Below are 13,831 nucleotides of genomic sequence, written 5' to 3' on the forward strand. Positions count from 1 at the left end.
GACGGACGAGCAGCGTCCGGCCACGCGGGAAGAAGGTGCGAGGCGGACCTCGACGGTAAAGCAGCGATGTTGTGATTATTCATGGCGCTGTCATGTGCTGTGTTGGCTATATCTGACACGTAATGTAAAAATGTCGAACACATTGAGCCATGCACAGCGGCATGAAAAACGCACTGCACTGTACAGGCCGCCGATGCAATACACCCGCTGTGCCCCGCAGGCGCCTGGCGTCCCGCACACCTGAAGGCCCCCGAATGCTCCAGCTACATCCGGACTCCTCCACCCCGCTGGTCAACCAGATCATCGACGGCTTGCGCGCGCTGATCGACGACCAGACCCTCAAGCCCGGGGCGAAGGTCCCGTCGATCCGGGCGTTCGCCTCGACCTACTCGGTGAGCACCTTCACCGTGGTCGAGGCCTACGACCGCCTGGTGGCCCAGGGGTTGCTGGTGAGCAAGGGCAATGCGGGGTTCTTCGTCAATCGTGCGGCCAACGATCTGCTGGACAAGCACTCCGTCGAGGCCGATACCAGCCGCCCCACGTTCAACTCGGAATGGTACCTGCAGCAGATCTTCGAGATCCGCCAGCTGCCGTTCAAACCGGGTTGCGGCTGGCTGCCCAACGACTGGATGTACGAAGAAGGCTTGCGCCGTGGCCTGCGCCAGGTCGCCGGCAGCCCGCTGGAGCTGTCCGGCTACGGCGACCCCATGGGCCTGCCGGAATTGCGCGCATTGACTGCGCAGAACCTGCAGCAGGAACTGTCGATCGTCGCCAACCCGGCGCAACTCATGCTCACCCACGGTGCCAGCCAGGCCCTGGACCTGGCCGTGCGCACCCTGGTGCGCCCCGGCGACGTGGTGCTGGTGGACGACCCCGGCTACCCCAACCTGATGAGCATCCTGCGCACCCAGGGCGCCACCCTGGTGGGCGTGCCGCGCACCCCGGCCGGCTACGACCTCGACCAGCTCGAGCGCCTGCTGGCCCACCACCGCCCCACGGCCTTCTTCACCCAGCCGCACCTGCACAGCCCGACCTGCTCGCGCACCCCGCTGGCGCAGCTGCACCGCCTGTTGCAGTTGGCCAGCCAGCATGGTTTCCGCCTGGTGGAGAACAACCTCTACGCCGACATGATCGCCGACCCGCTGCCCTGCCTGGCGAGCCTCGACCACCTGCAGCAGGTGGTGTACGTGGGCAGCTATTCGAAAAGCATCTCGCCCAACGTGCGCGTCGGCTACCTACTGGCCAACCCTGAGCTGACCCAGCAACTGCTGCACCTGAAGATGCGTTCGGGCCTGACCACCTCGCAGGTGATGGAGCGGGTGGTGTACGCCGCGATCATCGACGGCCGCTGGCGCAAGCACCTCAAACGCCTGCGCCAGCGCCTGGCCGAGGCGCACCAGGAAGTGGGCCGGCACCTGCATCGGCTGGGTTTCGAGCTGTTCATCGAATCGGATGAGGGGATGTACATCTGGACCCGCCATCCGGCGATCCCCGACAGCGCCGCGCTGCTCGACGATGCGCTGGAGAAAGGCATCATGCTCGGGCCCGGGCAGTTGTTCATGGTCGATGCCAAGGCTACCGGGTGGATGCGCTTCAACGTGGCGTTCAGTACCGACCCGGCGATGTGGGAGTTGCTGGAGAAGGTATTGGTGAAGCATGTACGCCGGGGCGGGATGTAACCATACTTCCCACGCATTGCATGGAACTAACGACTGATCACTACAGTGCATTAATTCCATAAAAAACTGACCTTGCTTACAGGCCAATGGCGCCTGCGTTTCATGGGCCAGTACTTCCAGATTAACGAGTCCTTTTGAAAGCTGAACACTCTCTAACCCGCTCCATTTTCGGAGCCAGCCTAGGGAGATCACCATGCCAAACACCGTCACATTGCCCGCTCAATGGGTAACTCCCGATCCGTTGCCTTCTCTAGGGCATCATACTCTACCGCCTCTGAGCCAACCCGTTTTCACAGCGCCAAAAAATTGGAAACAAGGGGTCCCTGCAATACATGCACCCCATGACATCGACAAACTCGGCACGCTTTATACCTTGGAGAAAGTTCCTTTACTCGTAAACATCTTCATATCGGCACAATTAAAAACAGAAGAACAATACGCACGCTACCAGGCACACCTTGAAGCTGCACTGGATAGTGAAATACAGGCCATTGCACCGTCAGGAAATTTTGACATCTGGCATATGGAACGGCAACTGGATGCCCTCTATAAACTGACCGTCAGCAAACGACATGCCTTGCTTGAAAGCAGAACGCTAGAAGCCCGATTTCTCGGCCAACCTATCGATACGACCAACAAGAAACGTCATGCCATTAACTTTGTCAATCGCATGCAAAAACGGCACGGCAGCCGTCCCAGCGCTGTTTATGCGTCGTTCATCGAATCCCTGAGCGCCGCCCATATGAGCATCCTGCTCACCCGCTCTATCAGCTTGCTCGAAACAAGGATCGCAGCACTGTCGACGCTGATTGCGAACACTCGAATTGAAGCTGAACGCGCTGCCGCCGCTCACGCAGAAGCCGAACGCATCGCCGTAGAAACCGCCGCACGCGCAGAAGCCGAACGTATCGCCGCCGAAGCCGCCGCTCGCGCAGAAGCCGAACGTATCGCCGCCGAAGCCGCCGCTCGCGCAGAGGCCGAGCGTATCGCCGCCGAAGCTGCCGCACACGCAGAAGCCGAGCGTATCGCCGCCGAAGCCGCCGCACGCGCAGAGGCCGAGCGTATCGCCGCCGAAGCCGCCGCACGCGCAGAGGCCGAGCGTATCGCCGCCGAAGCCGCCGCACGCGCAGAGGCCGAGCGTATCGCCGCCGAAGCCGAACGCACGTTTGGCAAAAACGTAGAAGCCAAAGCGAATACCCTTACCCTTGCCATTTCCGGTGGCCCTCAGTTGACGACCACCGCCACCCTTTCCAATATTGAATTCACGCTAGAGTCGGCAATTCGCCAAGCCATTCAGCTTCTCAAGGGAGGACTGGAGGTCGTAGCCAACCGAGTGTTTGCGGTCGGTATTGGGGCACTGGTGTACTCCCCCGCACTCGGTAACGGTGAATTGCCGTCGGAAGTAGCGCTGGGCCTTGCAGCCAGCACCTTGTTGCCGGAACTACCCGACAACTTGCAGCAGATCGCAGCGGCGAATGGCAGTATCGCTCTTCCATACAGGATCCATGGCCAACGCAGTGGCTATGCACTGGTATCCACTTCGTCGCCCGGCACTTCAAGAGATGTCCCTGTACGCGCTCTTTCTTTTGATGAAGCGAGTGCCAGCTACCGCTTCACATCGACAGACAGTCCACCTGTAACCCTCAGCTTCCCGATAGTCCGGCCAGCAGACCATTCGACCAAAAGTCCTGCGATAGCGCCTCTGCCATCTATCTATCGGGGAGTATCCCTACAACCTGTCGAAAGCAATGCATATACACTACCTGCGTCTGACATCCAGCATATCCGTGACTGCATTTACTGCTTCCCGATAGAAACGGGATTTCCTCCACTATACATTGTTTTCAACAGCCCTTATCCCGGCGACACTATAGGAGCTTTTACGGGCCGCTCGTACCAGTCAGACCAAATAGGTGGCCCCATCATAAATGCCGACTGGAGAACGGCTATTATAACCACTGAAGGAATCGACCTTATTAAGCTGCACACCAGTCGCTTCGAACAGTCAGATGCAAACACCACCATGATCCATCGGCTCGAAAGAATATTGAATGGACTCACCGACATTACCGATACTGACAAGCGTTTTTACACTCACGAGCTTCGAGAACTTGAGCGATACCGAGCAATTGGAATCCCTGATGGCGTCCAACCCAACGATAACGGGGTCACTTGGAACAATGCCCACACGGCCACATTAGAAGACTTCCAGCTTGGCGCATCTGCAGATCTACTCTACACTCCAGAAGCATTGGAAGCCGACGACAAACAACTGGCAAGAAAATATAAATGAACACTATAAAAGACATAGTAAAAAACGAAGTGCCGCAGGATGTAATCTTGTTTTTAGCCACAGACCAAGGGATATCACACCCCCAGCTCGACAGGCTGTATAGCAGCAGCGACTGGCCTTTCCTCAGCGACAATACGTCATTGATCCTCCTGATAAACCACATGATATCAGAGGGGCTTATCAGCTTTTCCGGAAAAGCATATGTAAAAGGGCCCCACTGGCGAGAGCCTCAATTCCTGACCGAAAAAAAATACAAGCTCGCACCTTAATTAGTAAGCAGACCATGGGCCGCACGCGGCTCATGGTGAGCACAGCCAAGCCCTTTCAGGTTCTGGTGATGTGATGCTCGGTTATCCAAACCTCATCCGCATACATGACGCCGTGCTGGTGGGTGTATCTGCCGGCTACGACCTTGATCAGTTCGACTACCTGCTGACCGACGCCGAACTGCCCCAACATTGGCGTGCTGTGCGCTCCACGGACACTTAATCACTAGCTCCGCCCCCACAATCGAGGGAGCGGGCTTGCCCCTCGACAGGTTTAACGCCAATCGCGCTCTTCGCCGAAGAACGCCCGCGCATTCGCTTCCAGGCTCTCCAGGTGATACCCGCCCTCCTGCACAATCAGGCACGGCACACGCAACCCACGAATCTGTTCACCCAGCCGGGCGAACCCTTCGGTAGTCACCGCCACCTTGCTCTGCGGGTCCAGCTCGTAGATATCGAAGCCCAGCGAAAGTACCAGCACCTCGGCGCCGAAGTCCTTCAGCGCTTGCAACGCAACCTCCAGCTGCGCCATGAAGTCCGCTTCACTCGCCCCGTGGGCCATCGGCAGGTTGAGATTGCAGCCCTCTCCTGCTCCGCTACCGCGCTCGTCGGCAAAGCCCGCCACTCCTGGATAGAAATTGGTCGGGTCACCATGCACCGAGACGTACAGCACGTCGTCCCGCTCGTAGAAAATCTCCTGGATGCCCTGCCCGTGGTGCATGTCGGTATCCAGGATCGCCACGCGCTGATAGCGGCCGCGCAACACCTGGGCCGCGACGGCGGCGTTATTGAGGTAGCAGAAGCCACCGGCGGCATCGTACCGGGCATGGTGCCCCGGCGGACGACACAGGGCATAGGCGGCGGGTTCGCCGTCAAGGATGGCCTGGGCCCCGGCGACGGCGCTCTGTGCCGACCAGTAGGCGGAGCGCCAGGTATGCTCGCCCACCGGGCAGCTGCCATCGGCCAGGTAGCGGCCGGCCTGGGCAAGAATACCGCGCAGGGCGTTGGGTTCGCGGACGAAGATGTTGGACATCACCTCGTCGCCCCAGTCCTCGGGCACCTCCTTCCAACGCGCATGGGCTTCTTCGAGGAAGGCGAGGTAGGCCTCGCCATGCACTGCCTTGAGCGGTGCCAGGCCGGCATCCTCGGGTTTGCGGATATCGAAGCCAAGGGCCTTGGCGGCCTGCAGCAGACGCTGGGCGCGTTCGGGGACTTCCTGCGGGGTGCGCATGGCGCCGCGCGAATAGTAGCTGCGCGGATGGTGGAACAATTGTTCAGGGTGGAAATAGCAGCGCATCAGGCTTCTCCTTCGACAACCTGGCCGGCACGGGCCAGCACGGCGTTGAGCAATACATCGGCGCCCTGGCGGGCATCCTCGGGCAGCACATCCTCAGCCTCGTTGTGGCTCAGCCCACCGACGCAGGGGATGAACACCATCGCCGTGGGGCAGTAGCGCGCCAGCAGGATCGCGTCATGGCCGGCGCCGCTGACGATGGACTGCTGGCTGTAGCCCAGGCCATCCACCGCCTGCTGCACGGCGGCCACGCAGTCGGCGTCGAACGGCGTGGCCGGGCTGACCCAGTGGCGCTCGATGCGCACCGCCAGGCCACGCTGGCCGGCGATGGCCTGCAACTGCAGGCTGATATCGCGCTCCATGGCGTCGATGGCCTCGTCGCGGTGGTGGCGCAGGTCGAGGGTGAAGCGCACCTGGCCGGGGATGGTGTTGCGCGACGACTTGGCGATGCTCAGCTCACCCACTGTGGTCAGGCCCTCGGGGGCGAAGTCGCTGGCCAGCTGTTCGATGGCCTGGATCATCCGTGCCACGCCGTACAAGGCGTCCTTGCGCAACTTCATCGGCGTGGTGCCGGCATGCGCGGCCATGCCCTCGACAGTCACGTCGAGCCAGCGGATCGCCTGGCCGCCGCTGACCACACCGATGCTCCTGGCGTTGTCCTCGAGGATCGGGCCCTGCTCGATATGCGCCTCGAAATAGGCGTCCACCTTGCCGCCCAGCGGGCGTTGGCCGGCATAACCCGTGCGCGCCAGTTCATCGGCGACGCTGATGCCGTCGGCATCGCGGATCGCCAGGGCCTGGGCCAGCGGCAAGGTGCCGGTGAACACCGCCGAACCGAACATGGCCGGGGTAAAGCGGGCGCCCTCCTCGTTGGTCCACACCGCGATCTCCAGCGGCTTGCGGGTACGGATACCCAGGTCGTTCAGGCGGCGCACCACTTCCAGCCCGGCCAGCACGCCGTAGACGCCGTCGAAACGCCCGCCTTCGGGCTGGGTGTCCAGGTGGCTGCCCATCATCACCGGCGCGGCATGCGGGTCGCTGCCTTCGCGGCGGGCGAACAGGTTGCCGATGGCGTCCACGCTCAGGCTCAGCCCGGCCTCGCGGCACCAGCGGTCGAACAATTCACGCCCGGCCTTGTCCTCGTCGCTCAGGGCCAGGCGGCAGCTGCCGCCACGGGCGGTGGCGCCGATCTCGGCCATGGCCATCAGGCTCGCCCACAGGCGATCGCCATTGCTTTTCAACATTGCGGATACTCCAGATTCAGGCCAGCTCGAGCTGCCGGCCAAGGGCGTAGCGGCGCGCCAGCGCCAGCACGCAGACCAGGGAAGTGCAGGCGATCAAGCTGTAGAAGACCGCCATCGGCCACCATTGGCCGCTGAAGCTGTGGGCCAACCAGGTGCCGATCAGCGGGGTCAGGCCACCGGCGATGGCGCCACACACCTGATAGGCCAGGGAGATGGCGGTGTAGCGCACGCGGGTGGCGAACATGCCGCTGACGTAGCCTGCGATCACGGCGTAGAACGACGCCATGCACGCCGCCGCCAGGGCGATGCCGAGCACGATCAGCGGGCCTTCGCCGCTGCTCACCAACACGAACATCGGGTACGGCGAGGCCATCGCCAGCAGCGCCATCAGGGCCAGGAAGCGCGTGGCGCCGAGCCGCTCCGACAGCCACGCCGCCAACGGCTGCACGCAGAACTGGATGATCGCCACGAAGAACAGGCATTCGAGGATCAGCGAACGCTCCAGGTGCAACTGCTGGGTGGTGTAGCTGATCATGAAGGTATTGGTGAAATAGACCCCGGCGATCCCCAGGGTGTTGGCGCCGATGCACAGCAGCAGCGGCCGCCAGGCGCTGCGCAGCACTTCCAGCACTGGTGCCTGCTCCTTGCGCCGGGCCTGTTCGGCGTGCTCGCGGCTGGCGAGGAACTCGGGCGACTCGTTGACCCCCAGGCGGATTGCCAGGCCCACCAGCAGCAACAGCGCGCTGGCCAGGAACGGCACGCGCCAGCCCCAGCTCATCAGGTCTTCTTCCGGCAGGCGGGTGACCGCGCTGAACGCCAGCAGCGACAGGATCAGTCCTGCCGGGCTACCCAGCTGGGCGAACGAGGCGAAGAAGTTGCGCCGGCCCTTGGGCGCATGCTCCCCGGCCATCAGTACCGCCCCACCCCACTCGCCACCCACGGCGATGCCCTGGACCACGCGCAACAGGACCAGCAGCACCGGCGCGCTGGCGCCGATCTGCGCGTAGGTCGGCAGCAGGCCGATGGCGACGGTGACCACGCCCATCATCAGCAAGGTGATGATCAGCGATTTCTTGCGCCCGATACGGTCGCCGATATGGCCGAAGATGATGCCGCCCAAGGGCCGGGCGAAGAAGCCCACGGCAAAGGTGCCGAAAGCAGCCATGGTGCTGAACAGGCTGTTGTCCGAGGGGAAGAACAAGGCACCGAACACCAGCGCGGCGGCGGTGGCATAGATGTAGAAGTCGTACCACTCGATCATGGTGCCGATGAACGCGGCGGCGGCGGCACGGCGCGGTTGGGGCGAAGCGGCGGGCTTCATGGGGTGGCTCCTTTGGTTGTTTTTCTGGCAGGAGTTGTCGGGTCACGGTGGCGCTCTGGCGGCGCCTGGGCGGCCTTATCGCGGGGCAAGCCCGCTCCCGTCTCCATCATGACCTGGAGACACCTGTGGGAGCGGGCTTGCCCCGCGATGAGGCCCGCACTGCTGGAGATCATTCATCGCGGGCGCCTATAATTCAATTTTCTATTTATTATTCGAATTATTAACCACGCTTATCATCGAGCCCGACCATGCCCGACCGCCTGCTCAACGACCGCCTCGACTGGAACCTGCTGCGCACCTTCCGCGTCATCGGCCAGGAACTGTCGATCAGCCGCGCCGCCGCCCGCCTGCACCTTACCCAGCCCGCCGTAAGCCAGGCGCTCAAGCGCCTTGAAGAGCAACTCGGGCGCCAGCTCATCGCCCGCCGTGGACCGCGCTTCGTGCTGACCGAGGTGGGCGAGCAGCTGTTCCAGCTGGCCGGCGAGGTGTACGGGCAGATGTCGCAGATCGGCGGCCTGCTGGAGCAGCCGGCAGACGAACTGGTAGGCAAGGTGCGCCTGCTGATGATCAGCCGTATCGTCAGCGAACGCTTCGACGACTTCCTCGCCGACTTCCACCGCCAGCACCCGCGGGTAGAGCTGGAGATCGACGTGATGCGCAGCTCCGACATCGTCGCCGCCCTGCAGGAAAAAACCGCCACCGCCGGCCTCAGCCTCAACCGCCGGCCCCAGCCACGGCTGGAGCAGCGGTTGTTCCTGCGCCAGCGCTACGCGTTCTTTTGCGGCAAGCACCACGCGCTGTTCGGCCAGGCCGAAGGCGACCTGCAGCGGGAGAATTTCGTCAGTTTCACCAGCGACCAGATTGGCGGCATGCTCTCGCCGCTGACCATCTTCCGCGACCAGCAGGGCTTCGCCGGGCGCATCGTCGCCTCGTCGCCGAGCCTGGAAGAGGTGCGCCGCCTGGTGATCGCCGGCTTCGGCATCGGCTGCCTGCCCGAGCATGTGGTGGCGCCGGATGTCGACGCGGGGCTGTTGTGGAAACTGCCGCCGCAGGAGGGCATCGCCGACGTCGACATCCACCTGTTGTGGAACAAGGACCAGCGTATGAGTCGAGCAGAAAGCCTGTTCATCGACGCCTTGCTGTCGGCCGCCACGCCTGTGATCTAGCTGCAATCCTGTAGGCGATCAGCAGCCGAGCGGTAGACTTGCCAGGTTCGCGGTTCATCGCCTACAGGCTATGCGACACCCCGGTGACCCGCGCCCGCCCCAACCAGATATACGCCAGCGCCAGCAACCCCAGCCCCAGCGTGGCGAACACCGCCACCACCACCTGGCTGTAGCGCGCCAGCAGCGCCGGGAACCCCGTCACTTCACGAACCACCTGGATATCGGCACTGCCATCGGCATCGCGAATGCTGATCCCACCCTGGCGGATCTGCGAAAAGTCGGCATCGAAGTACACCCAGACCTTGCTCTCGCTCACCCCGTCGATGGCCGGCAGGTCGATGCTGCTGGTCGACGTCGGCACCAGCGTGTCGTTGCCGGCCGCATCGCGCACCTGGACCAGGCCCTTGGCCGGCAGACGGATGTGCACGGCCTTCAGTGGCACCCCTGCTGGGTTGTACAGCTCGATCAGCAGACCGGTGCGATGGTCCACCAAACCGGCCTCGAAGGGCCTGGCGAACAGGTGCAGGTACGGCGCCTGGGCCAGGTCGACCAGCTTGTCGATCTGCGGGTGGCTGAGGGCGCCTGCGCCGATCTCGCTGATCTGGGAATGCAGCCGCTCGTACTTGAGCAGGTCGTTGGCCTGGCTGATGCGCTCGTTGAACTGGCCCGGGTAGGTGAGATGGGCGTAGGTCAGGCGCGCCTGCAGGCGGTCGTCGTCGTGCAGCACCGCATAGAGCGTGGCGCCGACGGCAACCAGGGCCAGCAGGCCCACCAGGGATTTACCGACTTTCTCCCAACTCACCTTGAAGGTTCCTTGTTTGATGGGCGTGACGAGACGCAAGGCAGGCAAGGGTGCCAAGAACACCGGTTTCGGGCAAGGCCTGGCTGCCTGTGGCGACACTGTCGCGGGGCAAGCCCGCGACAGGAGCCTAGCCTACCTGGTGTTCGTGAAGTGGGGAGCATTCCCCACCCAGCCCTGGGTGTCTATCCCCAGGTTTGTGGCAGTTGCCCGAGCGTGTCTCATTCGCACTTCTGCAACATCTTGAAACACGTGGCGTTTAGCCATTTGCCGATTGGCACAGCGGTTGCTGACCCCTGTTCAAGGCACATCGCCACTTATCGCAGTGGCAACAGATGCCAACCTGCACAACACGGGGCATACGGCAATGAAGAAACCAGTTGCAACATCGACCCAGGTGTTCAGGTTGTCCTCCCTCACGGCGCTGCTGCTCAGCCTGGGGATGGCCAACGTGTTCGCTGGGTCGCTTGACGACGTGAGCCAACCACCGCCCACCGACCCTTCCGCCTTCAGCGACCCGGCCGCCGATCCGGTAGCCCAGGCGGCGGCGCTGGAGGCCTTGAAGAACATGCCCGAGGCCAACGAAGGCTCGCTCGAACTGAGCAACGGGGTCTACGGCACCCGCGCCACGGTGACCAGCAACAATGCCCTGCCCCCGGCGCAGCAGACCTCACGCAAATACCCCACCAACGGCAAGCCCAGCCCATTGTTCGGCGCCGAACCCTTTACCCAGCAGCTGCTGCTGTTCGAAGAATTCGGCCCAGAGAAACTCGACCCGGCCACCCCGCCCTACAGCCTGACCTTCCCGCCCCCGGTGATCGGTGCCGCGCCCGCGCAGGACCCAGACTACGCCGCGCGCAGCAGCCCCAACGGCAATGCCCTGGAGGCGTTCCTCACCCAACCGGGGCTGACACCGTTCCCGTCGCAGTACGCCAACGTGCTCGACCGCAACCCGTGGAAGGCGCAGATCGAGATGTTCCTCAACCGCAGCGGGGTCGGCTCTCCCGCCGAGGGCCGCCCACCAGGAAAGGGCTGGTCGCACCAGCGCTGGAACGAGTTCTACCCACAGGCCGCATTCAAGACCGCGCAGGCCGGCGCACGCATCAACCAGGGTTTGCGTGACCGCAAGCAACTGCACAACTACGCCAAGGGCGAATTCGCCCCGGGCGGACTGTACTACCAGACCTCCGACATCCCCACCACCCTGGGCACCACCAAGGGTATCGATACCCGCTTCCACCCGAAAATGCCCCTGCAGGGCCACAAGGCGTTATGGACCTTCGACGGCACCTTCCCGGTCAAGCTGCTGATGGTGCGCTATGGCCAGCCGGTGCTGATGCGTCACTACAACGCCCTGCCGATCGACCCCTCGGCCAACAACGGCTTCGGTCTGCACACCATCTCCACCCACGAGCACAACGGCCACTCGCCGGCCGAGAGCGACGGTTTCGCCAACGCCTACTTCTTCCCCGGCCAATACTATGACTACCGTTGGCCGATCCAGCTGGCCGGCTACGACACCATCAACACCCGCGCCCAGGACCCGCGCGCTGCCTTCCCCTGCGCGCCGGGCGAAACCCTGTACGTCAACGACGCGTCCCCAGGCCTCAAGACCTGTGAGAACGGCAGCATCAAGATCCGCGGTGATTGGCGCGAGACCATGAGCACCCACTGGTTCCACGACCACATGCTCGATTTCACCGCGCAGAACGTCTACAAGGGCAACGCGGTGATGATGAACTACTACTCGGCCATCGACCGTGGCAACGAAGCCCTGCAGGACGGCGTCAACCTGCGCTTCCCCAGCGGCGCGGCGATGCCATGGGGTAACCGCGACTACGACGTCAACCTGGTCATCGCCGACAAGGCCTGGGACGCCAACGGCCAGTTGTGGTTCAACCCGTTCAACACCGACGGCTTCCTCGGCGACCAGATCCTGGTCAACTGGCAGTACCAGCCCAAGCTCAAGGTGCGCGCGCGCAGCTATCGTTTCCGCATTCTCAACGGCTCGGTGTCGCGCTACTTCAAGTTTGCCGTGGTGCGTGAAATCGCCGGCAACAGCGGCGAATTCAAAGGCCCGAGCGGCTCCAACGTCTCCTATGCCCGCGTGCCGTTCCACATGATCGCCAACGACGGCAATATCATGGAACACGCCGTGCCGTTCGACGGCACCCTCGACCTCAACGGCGACGGCAGCCTGCAGGACAACAACGCCATCCTGCCGCTGCAGGGCATCGCCGAGCGCTACGACATCATCATCAATTTCGCCAGGAACGGGATCAAGGTCGGCGACAAGCTTTACTTCGTCAACCTCATGGAACACGAGACCGGCAAGGGCCCGAAACAACCCATCGCCCTGGCCGACGTGCTGTCGGGCAAGTACAAGCCCGTGATCAAGCAGACCAGCAACGGCCCGGAATGGGATGGCGGCGACCCGGTGGTCGGCAAGTTCATGCAACTGATCGTGCAGCCCTACGCCGGCCAGGACCTCAGCATGGACCCAAGCCTGTATGAACCGGCCAAGCCCGGCAAGGCTGCTGGCCTGGTGATGATTCCCCTGCCGATCGACCGCAACAGCGCCAGTGACCAGGTCAAGATCAAGGCCGCCCGCCACCGCGAGTTCATCTTCGGCCGCTCCGACGGCACCGACAGCACCCCCTGGACCATCAAGACCGACGGCGGCTTCGGCTACACCATGGACCCACGGCGCATCAGCGCCGCCCCGCAACTGGCCAACGAGGCTACCGACGGCGGCTTCAGCGGCGACGGCACCCTGGAAGTGTGGAAGATCAAGAACGGTGGCAACGGCTGGAGCCACCCGGTGCATGTGCACTTCGAGGAAGGGGTGATTCTCAGCCGCGACGGCAAGGCCCCGCCGGAATGGGAAAAATGGGCGCGCAAGGACGTCTACCGCATCGGCCCGGACAGCGACTCCTCGGAAGAAGTGGAAATGGCCATTCGCTTCCGCGAGTTCGCCGGCACCTACATGGAGCATTGCCACAACACCCAGCACGAAGACACCTCGATGCTGCTGCGCTGGGACCTTGAGCACCCCGGCCAGTTCCAGATGATGCCGACGCCATTGCCTGGCTGGGATGGTGTGGAGTACGTCAACTCCGCGGCCCTGCCGACCTTCCGCACCTCGAGCAGCGGCCCGGGCAACGACAGCAACAAGCCGCCGGTGGCGGTCAACGACAGCGCCGCGACCATGGCCGGCAAGCCGATCGTGCTCAACGTGCTGGCCAACGACACCGACCCCGACGGCAACCTGCCGCTGAGCGTCAGCAGCCTGGCCCAGCCCGACTCCGGCCAGGGCACGGTCAGCAGCAACGGTACCCAGGTCACCTACACCCCACCGGCCACCGTCGCCACGGCATTCACCGCCAGCTTCACCTACGCCGCACGCGACGCCAAGGGCCTCGAATCCCTGGCCCCGGCCACGGTGAGCATCGCAGTTTCGCCCGCCGTGCCGATGGACGAAATCCAGGTCAGCAGCGCTTCGGTGCAGTTGCGCAGCAACAGCCGCTGGACCTGGGAGGTGTCCGGCACCACCTCGGTGGCCGCCGGCAACAGCATCCGGGTGACCAGCAACACCACCAGCGGGCCGCTCGACCTGGGCCTGGCGACGTTGAGCGCCAGCGGTTCCGGCGCGCGCTGGAAACTATCGGTAACCACTACCGGCAGCGGCCCGGCCTCGCCGCCGGCGGTAACGGTCAAGTCAGCGCTGGGGCAGAGCGTGACGGTACCGTTGAGCATACGTTGATATCGC

At 63.3% G+C, this 13,831-nt stretch carries 10 protein-coding genes; 6 read left to right on the plus strand and 4 right to left on the minus strand.

Translation table 11 applies throughout. The annotated features are described in order from the left end of the window. Window positions 1-254 precede the first annotated feature (254 nt). The 4 genes from LOY42_RS15595 (at window position 255) to LOY42_RS15610 (ending at window position 4,461) form a co-directional block, all read left to right on the plus strand. Window positions 255-1,679 (plus strand): PLP-dependent aminotransferase family protein, encoded by a 1,425-nt coding sequence (locus tag LOY42_RS15595; RefSeq protein ID WP_139671465.1) that lies wholly within the window; start codon window positions 255-257, stop codon window positions 1,677-1,679. Window positions 1,680-1,872: 193 nt separating this feature from the next. Continuing rightward, window positions 1,873-3,972 carry an S-type pyocin domain-containing protein gene (locus tag LOY42_RS15600; protein WP_258598247.1) on the plus strand — a complete coding sequence of 700 codons (2,100 nt, stop codon included), beginning with the start codon at window positions 1,873-1,875 and terminating at the stop codon, window positions 3,970-3,972. Then, complete coding sequence (locus tag LOY42_RS15605; protein WP_110703826.1) at window positions 3,969-4,241, plus strand: hypothetical protein; 273 nt, start codon at window positions 3,969-3,971, stop codon at window positions 4,239-4,241. The genes LOY42_RS15600 and LOY42_RS15605 overlap by 4 nt, the downstream gene beginning before the upstream one ends. Before the next feature lie 73 nt (window positions 4,242-4,314). Beyond that, window positions 4,315-4,461, plus strand: coding sequence for a hypothetical protein (locus tag LOY42_RS15610; protein WP_177486036.1), 147 nt, complete (start codon window positions 4,315-4,317; stop codon window positions 4,459-4,461). 51 nt (window positions 4,462-4,512) lie between these two features. Here LOY42_RS15610 and LOY42_RS15615 read toward each other — a convergent pair whose 3' ends face one another. From LOY42_RS15615 to LOY42_RS15625, 3 genes are read right to left on the minus strand one after another with little or no spacing between them, the layout of a single operon-like run. Continuing rightward, complete coding sequence (locus LOY42_RS15615; protein WP_258598250.1) at window positions 4,513-5,535, minus strand: histone deacetylase family protein; 1,023 nt, start codon at window positions 5,533-5,535, stop codon at window positions 4,513-4,515. Continuing rightward, window positions 5,535-6,776 (minus strand): Zn-dependent hydrolase, encoded by a 1,242-nt coding sequence (locus LOY42_RS15620; RefSeq protein ID WP_139671474.1) that lies wholly within the window; start codon window positions 6,774-6,776, stop codon window positions 5,535-5,537. The genes LOY42_RS15615 and LOY42_RS15620 overlap by 1 nt, the downstream gene beginning before the upstream one ends. A 16-nt stretch (window positions 6,777-6,792) precedes the next feature. Beyond that, window positions 6,793-8,097, minus strand: coding sequence for an MFS transporter (locus tag LOY42_RS15625; protein ID WP_139671477.1), 1,305 nt, complete (start codon window positions 8,095-8,097; stop codon window positions 6,793-6,795). A gap of 248 nt (window positions 8,098-8,345) precedes the next feature. Here LOY42_RS15625 and LOY42_RS15630 point away from each other — a divergent pair, with 248 nt between their 5' ends. Continuing rightward, the gene (locus LOY42_RS15630) at window positions 8,346-9,263 is read left to right on the plus strand and encodes a LysR family transcriptional regulator (RefSeq protein ID WP_198754864.1); all 918 of its coding nucleotides are present in this window, start codon (window positions 8,346-8,348) and stop codon (window positions 9,261-9,263) included. 61 nt (window positions 9,264-9,324) lie between these two features. On the opposite strand, the gene LOY42_RS15635 is transcribed toward LOY42_RS15630, so the two are convergent. After that, complete coding sequence (locus LOY42_RS15635; RefSeq protein WP_198754863.1) at window positions 9,325-10,065, minus strand: hypothetical protein; 741 nt, start codon at window positions 10,063-10,065, stop codon at window positions 9,325-9,327. Window positions 10,066-10,429: 364 nt separating this feature from the next. Here LOY42_RS15635 and LOY42_RS15640 point away from each other — a divergent pair, with 364 nt between their 5' ends. Next, window positions 10,430-13,825, plus strand: coding sequence for an Ig-like domain-containing protein (locus LOY42_RS15640; RefSeq protein ID WP_258598255.1), 3,396 nt, complete (start codon window positions 10,430-10,432; stop codon window positions 13,823-13,825). Window positions 13,826-13,831 lie beyond the last annotated feature (6 nt).

Origin of the sequence: Pseudomonas sp. B21-023 (genome assembly GCF_024749165.1) — a bacterium.
GTDB lineage: Bacteria > Pseudomonadota > Gammaproteobacteria > Pseudomonadales > Pseudomonadaceae > Aquipseudomonas.